Consider the following 16,863-nt stretch of genomic DNA (forward strand, 5'->3'; position numbering starts at 1 on the left):
GCATAATCCGGGTTAAAACCCGAAATAGGCAATAAATATTCTATTACGGGGATATAATCACTTCAAAATCAACCACTTCGTTGCTATTTTCGACCTCAACATAACATGGCTATGATTCAGTCTCCAAATAGCTCGATTTTTTTATGATTAAATCCCTTCCCGATTAATTCGGGACAGGAATTACAAAATCTATTGCATAATTCCCAGTAAAACTTTATAGTTTAAAATTACTTTCTATGTTGATGTCGACTTTGAAATTTTATAAATCCCAAAAACCCGTGGAGGGGTGAAATTTTTGAGCCAGGGGGGTGAGCCCCTGGTAAATACAATGAGCGCAACACGATTTTGGCGGTATTGTTGCTTTTTTTCTGCAACAATGCTGACAAAATCTCTCAAGTTAGCTTCATTACGTTACACTTCCCCATGTCTTCGGACCCGAGTTAAAACCCGAAATAGGCCATAGTTATGTTGTTACTAGATCTAGTCACTTCAAAATCAATCACTTCGCTGCTATTTTCGTATCACCATAGCAAAGCTATGCATAAGTCTCCAAATAGCCTGATTTATTTTGTGATTTCAACACTTCCCGCAAAAAGGAAGGTAGGCATTAGTAGTCCTATTACATAATCCATCTAACGCTTTGTAAATACAACGATTCATCCAATAGCCATCGGTTTTAATCATGGACAGGAGAAATATATAGTACCTGGTTTTGGCTTCAAAACCTTACCTGTCAATGTCTTCGGATCTTGGTTAAATCCGAAACAGGTGATTGCTACTACTTCCCTAATAAAATCGCTTCATTGTCAATCAGCCGTTTTTATTAAGACCCTAATTGAGACAGTTCGTATCAATTAGGGATTTAAAATACCTCTTTGGCCACCTTGTAAGTTGTATCGGCCTTGCTCATGGTGTAATAATGCAAGGTAGGTACTCCATATTTGACCAATTCTTTACTTTGCTGTATGGCCCACTCGATTCCTACTTCTTTAACATCAGCATTGTTTTTGCATTTTTCCAATTCCACCATTAAATCATCAGGCAAATCCAGGAAAAACATTTTCGGCAAGTTAACCATTTGTGAAAGCGTAGTGATGGGTTTCAAGCCTGGAATAATCGGTACATTAATTCCTGCAGCCCTCACTTTCTCAACGAAATCAAAGTACTTTTGATTGTCGAAAAACATTTGGGTTACAATATAGGTAGCTCCCGCGTCAATTTTCGCTTTCAATTTTTTCAAATCGAAATTCAAACTAGGTGCTTCAAAATGCTTTTCAGGATAGCCTGCAACGCCTATACAGAAGTCGGTTTGAAAACCAATCTCCGTCTCGTCATGAAGGTATTTACCCTGATTCATTCCTGTGATTTGCGCTACAAGTTCAGAGGCAAACTGGTGGCCATCTTTATTGGCAACGAAATTCGGTTCCAATTTGGGTGCATCTCCCCTTAAGGCCAATACATTCTCTACTCCTATAAAATACAAGTCGATAAGCGCGTTTTCAGTCTCTTCCTTGGAAAAACCTCCACATAACAAATGAGGCACCGCATCTACCTTAAACTTATTCATGATCGCCGCACAAATCCCCACCGTTCCTGGTCTTTTCCTGGTACTTATTTTTTCCAGAAGACCATTGGCGTGTTTTTTATACATGTATTCCTCTCTGTGATAGGTGACATCTATAAAAGGTGGATTGAATTCCATTAAAGGAGTAATTCCTTCTAATAGGTTGGTCAAACTCTGCCCTTTTAGCGGAGGCAGAATTTCAAAAGAAAAATGCGTTTTATCTGTATTTTTTAAGTATTCGGTAACCTTCATGATAGTGAATTGATAAGCAATCTGAAAACTGCTTTTAAAAATGTCTGAATTAATTTTTATCTACCCTAAACTTATTTTAACCCAAAATAGGCAATAGTCCTTCTATTACGTGATGAAACCAGTGAACTGACATTATTTGTGTCAATTGTTTAAATTGGTGCTGTGGCCCTATTGGGGTGTTGAAGTCAATTTAGGTGTGTAAGCAAGGTTAGGCGAAAGCCATTTCTCTGCTTGAGCTAAGGAGACTCCTTTTCTACGTGCATAGTCTGCCACCTGGTCTTCTCCAATTTTGCCTAAACCAAAATATTTACTTTCTGGATGACCAAAATAAAACCCACTCACAGAAGAGGTTGGATACATTGCAAAGCTATCTGTTAGCGTCATACTGGCATTTTTCTCCACCTCCAACAAGTCAAAGAGCGTTCTCTTCTCTGAATGCTCAGGACAAGCAGGGTAACCTGGTGCTGGGCGAATGCCAGTGTAATTCTCTTTAATTAACTCCTCATTTTCCAAAGACTCCGCTGGTGAATAGCCCCAGAAATCTTTCCTAACTCTTAAATGCAAGTACTCTGCAGTTGCCTCAGCCAAGCGATCCGCCATTGCTTTAAGCATGATGTCATTGTAATCATCTCCCTGCTCCTTAAAGTCCTTAAGCTTCGCCTCAATGTTCAGGCCTGCCGTAACAGCAAAGCCTCCCATATAATCCGTAGCATCTGGATGGATATAATCGGTCAAAGACCGGTTAGGAACATTTTTTCCCTTTCGGCCCTGTTGCCTAAGAAAGTGAAACGAGTAAGGCTTCCCTCCAGTGAATTGTGGATCAACCACCAAATCGTCTCCTGATCTTTGCACAGGAAAAAGGCCGAAAACAGCATTGGCTTTTAACCAACCCTCGTTTACTATTCGGTCTAGCATCTTGTTGGCATCATTGTACAATTTGAGTGCTTCAGTTCCTACCACTGGATCCTTTAGAATCTTTGGAAATCTACCTGAAAGCATCCAGGTACTGAAAAATGGCGTCCAATCAATATAGTCTCTAATGACAGAGAGGTCCATGTCTTTTAATACCGTCACGCCTATTTTCTTTGGCTTTACTGGCACATAGGTAGACCAATCAATTGCTACTGGGTTTGATTTGGCTTCTTTATAGGTCGCCATCTGCTTTACTTCCTGCTTGGCAGCATGTACCTCGCGAAGTTTCTGATAGGTGGCCTTTATTTCCTTTTTATACTCGTCTCTGGTTTCTTTATTTATGGCATCTCCTGCTACAGGAACTGATTTAGAAGCATCTGCAACATGAACTACGATACCACTGTATACCGGATCTATTTTCACTGCCGTGTGAATTCTAGAGGTAGTTGCCCCTCCTATTAAAAGAGGTATATCCAAACCTCTTCTTTCCATTTCAGCAGCTACATTTACCATTTCATCGAGAGAAGGTGTAATCAAACCACTTAGACCTATAATATGGGCCTTATTGTCTAGCGCTTCCTGGATGATTCGATCTGTTTCTACCATCACTCCCAGGTCAATTATCTTGTAGGAGTTACAAGCAAGTACTACGCCTACAATGTTTTTTCCGATATCATGTACATCACCTTTAACGGTTGCCAATAAAATCCTCTTTACATTGTCTTCTTGCTCACCTGTAGTCTCATTAGTACCTGGCAAAGGCATATATGGCTCGAGGTAGGCAACTGCTTTTTTCATTACCCTTGCGCTCTTCACTACTTGTGGCAAGAACATTTTCCCTTCCCCAAACAAGTCTCCAACAACATTCATCCCATCCATAAGTGGGCCTTCTATTACCTTTAACGCATCCTTTAATTTTAGTCTTGCCTCTTCCGTATCCTCCAGGATATAGTCCAGAACTCCTTTTACCAAGGCATGCTGCATTCTCTTTTCTACTGTAAAACTTCTCCAGGCTTCGTCTTCCTTGCCCTTTTTTCCGCGAGATTTTACAGAATCAGCAAAATCGAGCAACCTTTCGGTAGCGTCATCCCTTTTGTTCCACATTACATCCTCTACACGCTCCAGCAATTCCTTTGGAATATCATCATATATTTCCAGCATTGCTGGATTGACGATCCCCATGTCCATACCATGCTGGATTGCATGGTACAAAAAGACTGCGTGCATGGCTTCCCTTACAGGATTATTTCCCCTAAAAGAGAAAGACACATTACTCACCCCTCCACTTACTTTCGCACCAGGTAGGTTTTCTTTGATCCATTTGGTAGCACGGAAATAATCTACAGCATTGTTTTTATGCTCATCCATACCAGTAGCCACTGGAAAGACATTGGGGTCAAAAATGATGTCTTGAGGTTTGAATTTTATCTTTTGAGTGAGTAGGTCATAGGATTTTTTGCATATTTCAATGCGTCGATCATAGGAATCTGCTTGTCCCTTTTCATCAAAAGCCATGACAACAACTGCTGCGCCGAACTTCTTGATCGTTTTAGCTTGGTACAAAAATTCCTCTTCACCATTCTTCAAGCTAATCGAATTAACAATTCCCTTGCCTTGAATACATTTGAGTCCTGCTAAAATAATCTTCCATTTGGAGCTATCGACCATTACCGGGATCCGGCTAATTTCTGGTTCTGAAGCTACTAGGTTAAGAAATCTCACCATAGCAGCTTCTCCATCCAGCATGGCTTCATCCATACAGACATCCAAAATCTGAGCTCCTCCCCTTACTTGATCCAAAGCCACCTCAAGGGCTTCATCATAATTGTCATTAAGTACAAGCCTTGCAAATTTCTTAGATCCAGTTACATTGGTACGTTCCCCTATATTTACAAAATTTAAGGTCTCATTGAAAACCAACGGTTCTAATCCTGATAACTGTAAGTTGGGTACTTTTGTAGAATTGCTCATGAAATTAATCTTCTTGGGTTAATGCCTGCTTAATTCTAGGTGGGAAATTACTAGCTGATTTCGCCAAGGCTGCTATATGTTCAGGCGTAGTCCCACAACATCCGCCGACAATATTCAGCCAACCTTGTTTCAAAAACAGGGTCACTTCCTCACTCATTTCTTCTGGCCCCTGATCGTATTCTCCAAACTCATTGGGAAGACCTGCATTGGGATAAACACTCACATTAAAGGGGGATTTATCTGAAAGTACCTTTAGATAAGGTCTTAATTCCGCAGCACCTAATGCACAGTTTAATCCAATACTAAGTAAAGGAACATGTGAAATTGAGATCAAGAAGGCTTCGGTAGTCTGGCCTGAAAGTGTCCTTCCAGAGGCATCTGTAATGGTACCTGAGACCATAATAGGAACTCCACCTTCTGATGGTTCTAAGGGGATATTTCGCTTTTCATAAACTTCCTGAATAGCAAAAATGGCTGCTTTTGCATTTAAAGTATCAAAAACAGTTTCGACCAGTAACAGGTCTACCCCACCATCTAGCAAGCCTTCTATCTGCTCAGAATAGGCAGCAACCAGTTGATCAAAGCTTACTGCTCTAAATCCAGGGTCATTGACATCTGGTGAGAGGGAAGCGGTTCTATTGGTAGGTCCAATTGCCCCTGCGACAAACCTGGGTTTATCAGGTTCTCTGGAAGAGAAATCATCCGCTACCTCACGCGCAATCTTTGCTGATTCAAAATTAAGTTTATAAGCTATTTCAGACAGCCCGTAATCTTCCTGTGCAATAGACGTACTGCTAAAAGTATTGGTTTCGACAATATCGGCACCAGCTTCAAAATAGGCTTTATGTATATCCTTGATAATTCCCGGACGGGTCAAAGAAAGCAAATCGTTGTTTCCTTTTAGGGATTTCTTAACAGCTGCAAGTTCTTGATTTCTGAAATCTTCTTCCTGTAGGCCGTATCTTTGGATCATGGTACCCATAGCACCATCCAATATCAAAATTCGCTTTTGTAATTGTTGGAGTAATAAGTCAGTTCTTCTTTCCATGTGAATCGTATATTAATTAAAAAGCTTATACGAGCATGAACCGATGTAAAACTAGAGAGAATTTCTAACTTTTGCGGCTCATCTTTATCCGGCATTTCCGGAATGGGAATTAGCACCTTGTCAACTCAGGTTGCTAAGACATCATAGGGCCCTACCCTCCGTCTTTCTCGATAAGCGACTCAAAAGTAACATGAATTCAGGAAAAAGATTCTCTTTTTGCGAAAAACTTTAAAACTCCTTGGTTAAAACTGGCTTATATAATACTGTTGACCAAAAGGACCAAAACATTAGCAATCACAGGTCAGCATATTACCGAAATAAAAATTACTTTTTTATCAGTTTTTACAAATAATAATTGGGAGCCGTAAAACCCTCCCCTTTTTAATCAGACAGCGTGTAAGACGATTAAAGGCAAGTCTTTTGACAAACTCGGAAAAGTATTTTTTTTAAGGTCTTAAACCAATACCAAATTGTAAGTAGGGCCCTGCCATGTAACTTGACATGTTTAACTCTCCTAATTTGTAGGTGCTTAATGGCAGTTCATAACCTGCATGGGCAGAAGTTACGAGCCTAAACATTTTATTAAAAACGGGTATAGCATAAGCAACCATTACTTCAGACTTGCCCATTATTCCACTGGTTTTTAAATAACCGTCATAGTCAGGCTCTTCAAATAAAGCAGGGAAATCTGGCTTATTATTGTTTGTTAAGGTATACCGGATATTTCCATATCCCAGTCCCCCAGTAACGCCTAATTCCAGGTTTCTCATTTTATAGAGCTGGTAGCCATAATTACCATATAATCTCACACTGTTTAAGGTATGCTCACGGTTTTCATCGGCCCTACCAGCATTCGCTATATTAAAGACATCAAAGGAATAGATCCATCTACGATTCTCACCAATGATCTTCATTCCTATATTATTGGGCGTTTCATTGAAAGGTGACAAACCATTGTTTACCAAATAGTCATTCAGTTTATCAGGATTGGTGAAATTTACGCCATAGAAAAAGTGTACACCAATACCTGCATCAGGGAAGAAAAGATTTTCATCTGGCATTGAAATACCTGCCCCTAACCTAAAAAAAGCACCACTTTGTAAATTGTCAAAAGTAATGTTATTCATTTTCCAGGCTCCTTCAAATGGGCTAAAAGAGTACCCGAATTTACCAAGAAGGCTAATGTTTTCTTCGAGTCCTGGCACCCCTAAATCATAGCCAAATTGAAAACCTATTTCAGTCAAAAACCCACCGAAATTTTGCGTCCCTTTGTGAATATTTCGCTCCCTTAAAATAAACCCCTGCTCTGGTTGCTGTAAAAATGCACTAAGATCATCCACCTTTCTCTGGTCTTTAAGCATTTCAAAATTCACATACCCCGCACCTAAGGACATGTAATGAATGAGATGAAATTTACCTTCCTCAGTAAGAGAATACCCCACATTCAAATAAAAGCGTGTGCTCTTATTGTCTATGATATAATCTTTATAATAGGAGTTGGCTCCTGTGTTTTGATAAAGCTCAAAACCAAGAATAAAATCAGACAAGCGGTATTGATATCCAATACCTAGTGTAGAGTACCCTCCCCGAAGGTTTGAAATACCTTTATCGGAAAGCATCTCATTGAACTCTCTTAAATTTGCTCCTGACGAACCTGCCAAAACGTAAATTGTAGATCGCTCGGAGACACTACCCTGCGCATGCAGATTAAAGGCCAATCCCAGCCAAAGCGGTATGTATAAAATCCATCTCATAGGGCTAATCAAAGTTGCAAAGATATCATTTTAGCTGGTGAATTCCGCTACCATTTAACCATAAAAATCAATCGAATATCATAGATAATTGATTATTTTCCCATAAAGGTTCTCAGGTGTGAAAGGTTTGGAGATGTAATCGTCCATTCCTGAAGCTTCAAGCTGATCTTTTACCTCTAGTAAAGAAGAGGCCGTAAGAGCTATAATAGGGACATTTCTTTTGGAAAGCAGGTCTAGTTTTCGAATTATTTTTGCTACCTCAAAACCATCCATCTCAGGCATCTGAAGATCTAAAAGAACCAAATCGAAATCATGCTTGATAAAATGATCCAAAGCAATCTTACCATTTTCAGCGAATTTGATTTCTCCAACGCCCCATTTGGACAAATATTTTCTTAAAAGTACCTGATTTACGAGGTTGTCCTCGGCCACTAATATTCTCTTATCACCAAGTTTACCGTCCATTACCACTGTTTCTGAAATAGCCTTTAATTTCTGCTCATTCTGGATTTCAAAATTTATATCAAACCAGAAGGTAGATCCTTCTCCAATTTTGGATTCAAGGTGAATTTCTGTGCCAAATAATTTTGTAAGTTTTTTAACAATCGCTAGCCCTAAGCCAGTTCCTCCGTACTTTCTGGTAGTATCCGTACTGGCCTGAGTAAAGGCATCAAAAATGGACTGAACCTTACTAGGAGCTACTCCAATCCCTGTATCTTGAACGGTGAACCGTACATTTACCCATTCCCCTTCTTGGCTGATAAGCTCAAGAGAAATTTTAATAAAGCCTTTGTCAGTAAACTTAATGGCATTGCTAATAAGGTTATTGAGGATTTGAGCAATTCGAACTGGGTCTCCTATCAATAACTTTGGCAATGCAAAGTCCGGCTCATAGATTATTTCAAGGGATTTGTCTCGAATTTGATAACCATAAGAGTGAATTATTCTATTGATCAGGTTTTTTGGCTCAAAAGGTACTTTTTCCAAGATCAGCTTGCCTGAATCTATTTTATTGAAATCGAGGATATCATTGATAAGGCCAAGTAAATTTTCTGCTGAAAACTGTAATGTTCTTAAATTTTCAAGTTGATCCTCTCTGGGTTTGTCTTCAATCAGTAGGTGAGAAAGTCCAATTACTGCGTTCATTGGCGTTCTGATTTCATGACTCATTACAGACAAAAACTGGCTTTTCGCATTTAGCGCAGCTTCGGCTTTTTCTTTGGCTTTAAATAATTCCTTCTGGGTTTCTTTTAATTTGGTGATGTCTCTTGCTATTCCTGTATAGTACCTTACCTCATTATTTTCGTCTCGTATTACTTTTCCACTCGAACTAAATACCCGATAATGCCCTCGCTTATGTCTTAATCTAAATTCAAATTTTGGGTGGTCCTGAAAATATTTTATAGGACTGGAATTGCCATCCTGCAATACCTGAGCATCCTCAGGATGAAGATAATCGGTAAAGTCACCGCTGGTGAACTCATAGGTTTCATAACCCAAAAATTGCTTAATATTTGGAGAAACATAACTTAGCTCAAGTTGTGCGGTAATGGAAAAAATTATTTCAGTGGACTCCTCAACAAGACTTCTGTACTTAATCTCACTTTTCTTCAATTCCTTCTTTGCCAAATACTCCTCTGAAATATCTCTGACAATCCCCAGAATGTACTCTAACTTACCCTCCTTAAAAAATGGGTTTGGCCGTCAATTCATAGACCCGCTCTAGATAGGTAATTAAATCACTAAGTGTCTTTTTCTTTTCTACTGCTTCAAGAATTAGTGGCTCCACTACCTTTCTTGTAACCGTATGAACTTCTTTTAATGTCCTTCCAATAAAATAGGACTTTTCAAAACCCCAATTGGTAAAGTTTGACCCTTCGGCCACCAAATACCTATAATTTTTATCAATTAGAAAAACATTGGTAAAGGGAATATTAGAAGCGAGCACTCGATACCTGTCTTGAATTTTTTCAATTTCAAGCCTGTCCTTTTTTCGTTCTGTTACATCCTGCAATAAACCTTCGTAAAGAACGACTTTGCCCTCTGCATCAAAAACAGGACGGATTTTATCCTCAACCCATCTATAATTGCCATCTGATGATAGAATCCTGTACTCTCTATTGTATTGTGCCTTTTCAGGACAAATCAATTCTTTCTCGAAAACACAATGGTCATCGGGATGAATAAAATCCATCAAACTAACTGAGTCCCTTACAAGATCTTCAGAAACATACCCAAACTGATTGATATTTTCCGTGATATAAGAAATCTTAAATCCTTCATTTGGCTCCACCTCAAATAGTATTGCTGCACTGTTCTCGATAATCAGCTTGGCTTTTTTCGCCATTTTCTCCCCTTGGATTTTGGTAGTAAGATTTCTTACCAAGAAGGAGTAACCTATTTTTTCTACTTCAGCATTTTGAATCGGTTTAACGGACACTTCATAGGGTTGAATATGTCCTGAATTATCCAATATCTGAACTTCTTCCACACAAATCCCAGAAGCCGAAGCTTTGTTTACCAATTCTTTAAAGGAAATGGGAGGCTCATTTGTGATTTTAAAAAAATCACTGATTTTTCCACCATGTCCATTTTGATTAGGCTCTCCTTCAAATATCGCTACCTCATTCATGTATACCACCTTAAGATTAAGGTCTGTTACATATATTGGTTCATTTACCTGAGCGAGGATTTGGGATTCGAAAAGCAGCCTTCGCTCCACTGTTTTTTTCTCTGTAATGTCATTACAGTAACCAAAGACTTCAAGATTACTTTGGGAAGTAAGCTGGTTGACTTGAATGACATAAGAAATATGCTTTTCCTTGCCGTTGGTATTTGAAAACACGAATTCTCCTGAAACAGATTTTCGATTCTTAAGGGCGCCTTGAACTTTAGATTTTACCAGTTTTCGATCGTTAACCGGAATCAGATTTAGAAAATCACTTATTTCTATTACATCATTGGATGAATCCAGGTTAAAAATCTTGTTCATCCCCTTGGAAAGGAATATTTTTCTTCCTGAATTTTGTAATCTCCAAGATCCAGACTTGGCCAATATTTCAGTGGAACTAAGTAATTTCTCGTTCCGAAACAGCTTGGATTTGGTAGAGCGGTTGATGAGCGCAGCTCCAAATACATCTGCTAATTGTTTAATCCCAAATCTATTGATATGGTTGCTATTCCAGTTGGGTTGAGGTTCGGAATTGCTGAGTGTGAATAAGCCTAAGAGGTTGTTTTCAGCAAAAATCGGAACGATAATATAAGCTACAAAGCCAAGTTTTTCGGCAATAATGGCTTCATAAGAATTCCTGTTTTTAAGGTTTCTAAGATCATCTACTGCAATAAAACCTGATGCTCTCAAGTTGTTTAAAAAATCACTTTGCCCTTCTATAGAGATGTTTTTATTTGCTTTAATCGCCCCATTATCAGCCTTTTCTTTGTATTCGAAAAAACATTCAAGTTGTTGCAATTCATGATTTACATAAAAGAAGTTACCGACTTCCGCATTTTGAGATTTTACGACCATGGATAAGGCCGTCATGAAAACCTTGTCCCATTCTGCCTCTGACGCATTTAAAAAAGCGGTAGATACGTCATTGATTTGTTGGTCAAATTTCATCTTCCTTCTCAAAATGGCTGCCGCATCTTCCTGACCTAAGGTGGCACTTTGTTCATTGTCCAACAAGAAACCGGCTGCTTTTTGTGATTCTGAATAATGGTATTTCCCATTTACGATGCAAATCTTCCCTTTACCTTCAACACTCTTTCCTTCAACAGAAATTTGAAATTCCGAATTCTGATCATGTGTTGAGGACAACTGCAATTGAGATTGGTTCGGATTATTAAAAAATGAATTCACTTCATTCACTAAACCACTAAATCCAGACAGAAAGGTATCCCACGAATTCTTTTCCGATAATTGGTGCTGCCAATTGTCGGAAGAAAATATCACTTGGCTATAATCGAATACCAAAAATAAATCAAGGCTCTTCTCATCACCCTGAAAGAGATCTTTATCAAACTCTTTTTCCATGATTAAAATCAGGTCTAAACCTGTCACAATGCAAAAATTAAAAACTGAAAACCAGTAGCTTTAGGTTGTATAGGATTAATTCTATAAGTTACTAACAATAATTAATTCTCTAACATTATTGAATAAAAAAAACTAGAATTCTTATAAATATTAAACCTGCGCTAAATAAAAAATACCTTTAAATAAAATGAAATTCACTGATAATCAGAGGGATAAAACCTAAAACCTGCGTTACTTCAAGGATTATCAAATATAGTGTCAATTGAAATTTCAGAAAAATTAAAATACTTAACAAAATGGTTATTACCCATTTGAAGAAAAATCACTGAGGCAAGTCTCCTTTTAACAAAAGCGCCAATTTTTCATGGTCCCCCTTTTTTATAAGTTCATTGTTAAATACTGCCACAGGACCTGATTTACAACAATCCATACATTTTGACTTAACCATTTTAAAATTGCCCCTGAAATCACCTTCTTTTATCGTGTTTTTTATGGCTTCAGAAAAGGATTTCGCGTCATTTTTCTTACAATCCTTCCCATTACAAACAAAATAAATTTCCTTCTTGGCTTCATATCTTTATTTGTCTAACCTCCGAACGCTAATTGTAGTAATATTCCACAGATGTAGGCACCATAAGTACCCACTCCATAACCCAAAACGGCAAGCAAAACCCCAACAGGGGCGAGAGCAGGATGAAAGGCTGAGGCAACTATCGGAGCTGAGGCAGCACCTCCTATATTCGCCTGAGAACCAATTGCCACATAAAAGAAAGGTGCCTTTATAATAAAAGCAACAATAAGCATAAAAAGAATATGAAAAGCCATCCATATAATGCCGACCAGAAAAAACACTGGATTGTCAAGAACTGCTCCTAAATCCATTTGCATACCTATAGTGGCTACCAAAATATAAAGCAAAACACTGCCTATTCTGGATGCTCCTACTCCTTCTAATTTTCTCCATCGGGTAAAAGACAATAGCAATCCACCAGTAGTTGCGAGAATTACCAGCCAAAAAAAGCTGGAATCTAAAGAATAGCTTTTTAACCCTGGATAGTTTACCCCAATAAAATCACCTAAATGGCTTCCAAAAAAGTGTGCACAGCCCGTAATTACGAAACCTAAACCCAGGATGGTCATAGTGTCTGACAAAGTGGGGATTTTAAGGTTCTCTTTTTGATGGGCCTCCACTTTTTCCTTAAGAGCGGTTATCGCAGAAGTATCGGCTTTTAAAATTTTGTCAAAAAAGCCTGGCTTACCCGCCCAATACAACAAAAACGCCATCCATATATTGGCAACAATAACATCAACAGCTATCATCTGGCTAAACAACTGAGGACTAGCACCAAAAAGCTCCAACATGGCTGTTTGGTTAGCACTTCCGCCTATCCAGCTCCCCGCTATCGTAGCAAGTCCCCTCCATGTTTCATCAGCCCCTATACCTCCCAATACTTCTGGATAAAACTGAGCAACAATATACAAGGATACAGGACCGCCGATAATGACGCCAAATGTACCCGTTAAAAACATTATTAATGCTTTTGGTCCTAATTTAGCAATGCTTTTCAGGTCTATACTTAAGGTTAATAAAACCAATGAGGTAGGTAAAAGGTACCTGGAGGCAACAAAATAAAGTTCCGAATCTTCTCCCGAAATTAATCCTGTGGTATTGAACAATGCGGGTAAAAAATAACATAGCAGCACTACAGGCACTACCTTATACATCGCTTTGAAAAAAGGATGCTCACTTGCTGAAGTGTAAAACACAAATCCAAGCACTCCCATCAAAAGCCCAAAAACTACTGCATCATTTGTTATCAGTGCACCTTCCACAATTATTTGATTTCCTTCCAAAGTGTTAAAAACTCACTCAATATCATGGCTGTAGCACCCCAGACCACTTCTTCATTGATCTCATAGTATGGGGCTTGAATTTTGTATCCACCTGCCAGATTCATTCCTTTTTTCTTTATTATGGCCTCATCTGTTAATTCATCAAAGCTGCAAATAATAAGTCGATCAACCTCCCTTTCATCAATCTCAAAAATAGGGGGTTCCGAAGAATAGCCTATAAATGGCCTAACAGAAAAATTACTTGGAGGAATATAAAGATCGGATAAGTTTCCCAAAATTTGAATGTCTTTTCTTGACACCCCAATCTCCTCTTCTGTTTCCCTTAGTGCTGTTTCGCCCAAATCCCTATCTCCCAAATCCTTTTTACCTCCCGGTAAGGCAATCTGCCCACTATGTACCCCTTCGTAAGTAGCTCTTTTGATAAACGGGATAATAATGCTTTTTCTATCTTCCGAGGGACAGAGTAACATTAACACCGCCCCCTTTCTTGCATTTATCATCTGATGCTCATCAAAACGTTCCATTTCAAGGGGCATTGGAGCCATTCGCTCTTGAGCGGACCTTCCTGGTAAGGGGCCATTTAGTGATCTTTCCAGGCTGTTAACCAATTTAATGAAATCCATATGGAGTAGTTATAAATTAAAAAAAGGCCTGAATAAAATTCAGGCCTTTTTTACTTATCAAACCTATTAAACCTATTGTGTTATATTCAATAAATGAATAAACTCGAACGAAATTAACGATTAAATTTACAAAACCAAAGGTTAATATTTTGCCATAAAAAATAATATTCTAATATCGACCTCAAAACAACTCTTTTCAAATAGGATTGGCCATTATGGAAAACGAACTTATAAAATGCACAGTTGAAACTATTTTGAATGGTTATGTCTCCTACATTAGTGATTTCAATCAAATTACCCAAAGAATCCCTGGAAACTTTAGGGATAGGGATTGGAAACAACTACATGCCAATCACAGGCAAAGATTACGTTTGTACAAGGATCACCTCAGGGACATTGTTATTACATGTAAGGAACTGCTTAAGGGTCAAGAAGCAGATCAAGTCGTCTGGCAAAAAATCAGGGCTTCTTATCAAGAAGCCATTCTCCCAAATGCAGACAGGGAGTTGGCTGGGACATTTTTCAATTCTGTATTTAGAAAAGTTTTCCCAGGAAAGGTGATTCATGAAGCTTTGATGTTTTACAATTTACCCAGCACTTTAGACTCTGGAGACATCAATGATTCCTTGTTTCGCAATTACCCTGCACAAGCTGATCTCCATGAAGCCTTTGCAAGGATATTGGATGATTTTGATTTTGGCGTTCCTTATTATCAGAAAGAAAATGACATTAACCATTTAGTGGAAAGTGTGAAAAAGGTGATTCTGAGCAGGTACAGAGCAACCAATGAAACGACTACACAAGTATTAAGAGACGTCTTTTACCGTAATAAAGCCGCCTATCTAATTGGCAGAACTTATTTGGGCAACAAATGGATGCCATTTATTATTCCTTTTCTACACAACGAAAAAGGAGTCTTCGCTGACACTTTGATTTTTGATCCAAATATCATGAGTGGGATTTTTAGCTATACCAGGTCCTATTTCATGGCCCCTATAAAAATTCCTGCCCAAACTGTTAATTTCCTCCAATCTGTCATCCAACACAAAAGACCTTATGAACTTTACAATGCCATAGGATTTAATAAGCATGGCAAAACAGCTTTTTACAAGGACTTCATAAATCATCTTGAGCGTAGTAGCGACAATTTCATTCTAGCAGAAGGGATCAAGGGCATGGTAATGACCGTCTTTACGCTTCCTTCCTACAATGTAGTTTTTAAGTTGATCAAGGATCATTTTGAGCCTCCAAAAAACATGACTCGCCAGCAGGTAAAAGAAAATACAAGCTTGTAGGTCTGCATGACCGGGTTGGGCGAATGGCTGACACCCATGAGTTTGAAAACTTCAGGCTTCCTCTAAATCGAATCGATCCTGCTATGATGAAGGAATTAAAAATGAATGTTAATTCCCTTTTATCCATTGAGGGAGACACGCTCATTATCAAACACATGTACATTGAGCGTCGATTGCGTCCATTGAACCTCTACCTGGAGGAATGCAGCCTCGAAGAAGCAAAACATGCCGTAGATGAATATGCCAAAGCTATACTTCAGATGGCCCAGGCCAATATTTTCCCTGGGGATATGATGACGAAAAACTTTGGTGTTACACGTCAAAACAGGGTGATATTTTATGATTACGATGAAATAGAATTTCTCGATCGAATGAATTTCCGTATCAAACCAAAGCCTGAAACTTATGATCAAATTTATGCCTCTAAACCTTGGTATGAAATAAACGAGAACGACGTGTTTCCAGAAGATTTCAAACGATTTATGATAGGCCGCCAGGATGTTCGGGCTTATTTCATCGCCTCCAACCCAGAACTATTCGATCCAGAATATTGGGCGGCCATTCAGGACAAACTTGGGAAAGGTGAAATGATTCACGCCTTCCCCTACCCTGAATCCATGAGATTCAGGCCCGATGAGGTGGTGTAACTAGAAATAGGAGATCGTAATTATTATTACTTAAGGTCTTGAGCATGGCAGGACATCCTAGAAGCCATAATGTTACCCCGGGCGTGATTTCAGCCCGGGGTAAGTAAAAAGCCTCATTTTATTCATCTTTGTACCAACTTGCATATTTGGGATAATTAGAGGCGATTCTTAAAATTGTCGCTTCCATTTCTTTCCCTGTATCTTTCACTTTTTTGGCTGGGATGCCCGCATAAATGGTATTGCTTTCTACGATAGTTCCTGCAAGTACTACCGCTCCAGCAGCAATAATTGCCCCTTCATTGATAATTGCATCGTCCATGACAATGGCACCCATACCAATCATAACCCTATCTTTTATAGTACAACCATGGACAATCGCGTTGTGAGCGATAGATACCTCTGAACCAATATTCACTGGTGATTTCTGGTAAGAACAATGAATAACCGCACCATCCTGAACATTGGTTTTATTCCCAATCTTAATATAGTGTACATCTCCTCTGATCACAGCATTGAACCAAACGGTACAATTATCCCCCATTACCACATCGCCCGTAAGAGTTGCATTGTCTGCAAGCCAACAGTCTTTGCCCCATTGTGGAGATTTGTCATTTACTTTTTTTATCAACGCCATGTTTCGTATGTTTTTTTATTTGCAAGAATTGTAATTATTTATAAGAAGTTTGTTCCGAAATACGCAATATCTAAACCAGCTATTGCAGGAAGGAATCGCTTCAAAACCAGTCAATCGTTGTCATTTTGAATTTCATTTCAGGCAACTCAACTGATTTACTTGCAATTTCAACAGCTTCTCTGAAATTCAAAACATAATATTGCCTTAACTTCAGCTATACCCCAAACTTACAAGGTTAGAAGCTTAGTTTCAATCATGGTTGGGAATACTTCCATA

Annotated in this window: 10 protein-coding genes, 1 pseudogene and 1 riboswitch; of the genes and pseudogenes, 1 reads left to right on the plus strand and 10 read right to left on the minus strand. The window is 38.7% G+C overall.

What is annotated here, in order from left to right; all coding sequences use genetic code 11:
- Window positions 1-862: 862 nt before the first annotated feature.
- The 9 genes from metF to ADICYQ_RS03860 form a co-directional block, all read right to left on the minus strand.
- On the minus strand, window positions 863-1,816 hold the full coding sequence (metF, locus tag ADICYQ_RS03820) for a methylenetetrahydrofolate reductase [NAD(P)H] (protein ID WP_020890426.1): 954 nt from the start codon (window positions 1,814-1,816) through the stop codon (window positions 863-865).
- A 168-nt stretch (window positions 1,817-1,984) separates the two neighbouring features.
- Entirely contained in the window at window positions 1,985-4,699 is a 2,715-nt protein-coding gene (gene metH, locus ADICYQ_RS03825) for a methionine synthase (RefSeq protein ID WP_020890427.1), read from the minus strand.
- Window positions 4,700-4,703: 4 nt separating this feature from the next.
- Window positions 4,704-5,747, minus strand: a complete 1,044-nt coding sequence (locus ADICYQ_RS03830) for a homocysteine S-methyltransferase family protein (RefSeq protein ID WP_020890428.1) — start codon at window positions 5,745-5,747, stop codon at window positions 4,704-4,706.
- A gap of 75 nt (window positions 5,748-5,822) precedes the next feature.
- A riboswitch (SAM riboswitch) is annotated at window positions 5,823-5,924 on the minus strand.
- Between the two features lie 269 nt (window positions 5,925-6,193).
- Window positions 6,194-7,501, minus strand: coding sequence for a hypothetical protein (locus ADICYQ_RS03835; RefSeq protein WP_020890429.1), 1,308 nt, complete (start codon window positions 7,499-7,501; stop codon window positions 6,194-6,196).
- 78 nt (window positions 7,502-7,579) lie between these two features.
- Entirely contained in the window at window positions 7,580-9,130 is a 1,551-nt protein-coding gene (locus ADICYQ_RS03840) for a PAS domain-containing hybrid sensor histidine kinase/response regulator (RefSeq protein WP_020890430.1), read from the minus strand.
- Window positions 9,131-9,185: 55 nt separating this feature from the next.
- Window positions 9,186-11,534, minus strand: a complete 2,349-nt coding sequence (locus tag ADICYQ_RS03845) for a PAS domain S-box protein (protein ID WP_235114353.1) — start codon at window positions 11,532-11,534, stop codon at window positions 9,186-9,188.
- A gap of 322 nt (window positions 11,535-11,856) precedes the next feature.
- Entirely contained in the window at window positions 11,857-12,090 is a 234-nt protein-coding gene (locus ADICYQ_RS26570) for a (2Fe-2S) ferredoxin domain-containing protein (RefSeq protein ID WP_040414398.1), read from the minus strand.
- Window positions 12,091-12,119: 29 nt separating this feature from the next.
- The gene (locus ADICYQ_RS03855) at window positions 12,120-13,319 is read right to left on the minus strand and encodes a DUF819 family protein (RefSeq protein WP_051160114.1); all 1,200 of its coding nucleotides are present in this window, start codon (window positions 13,317-13,319) and stop codon (window positions 12,120-12,122) included.
- Window positions 13,320-13,369: 50 nt separating this feature from the next.
- Window positions 13,370-14,011 (minus strand): NUDIX hydrolase, encoded by a 642-nt coding sequence (locus ADICYQ_RS03860; RefSeq protein WP_020890435.1) that lies wholly within the window; start codon window positions 14,009-14,011, stop codon window positions 13,370-13,372.
- Between the two features lie 215 nt (window positions 14,012-14,226).
- On the opposite strand from ADICYQ_RS03860, the pseudogene aceK reads away from it, so the two are divergent.
- Window positions 14,227-15,953, plus strand: a pseudogene (aceK, locus tag ADICYQ_RS03865) (bifunctional isocitrate dehydrogenase kinase/phosphatase).
- 118 nt (window positions 15,954-16,071) lie between these two features.
- Here aceK and ADICYQ_RS03870 read toward each other — a convergent pair.
- Complete coding sequence (locus tag ADICYQ_RS03870) at window positions 16,072-16,587, minus strand: gamma carbonic anhydrase family protein (protein WP_020890438.1); 516 nt, start codon at window positions 16,585-16,587, stop codon at window positions 16,072-16,074.
- Window positions 16,588-16,863 lie beyond the last annotated feature (276 nt).

The sequence above is a fragment of the Cyclobacterium qasimii M12-11B genome (assembly GCF_000427295.1).
GTDB lineage: Bacteria > Bacteroidota > Bacteroidia > Cytophagales > Cyclobacteriaceae > Cyclobacterium > Cyclobacterium qasimii.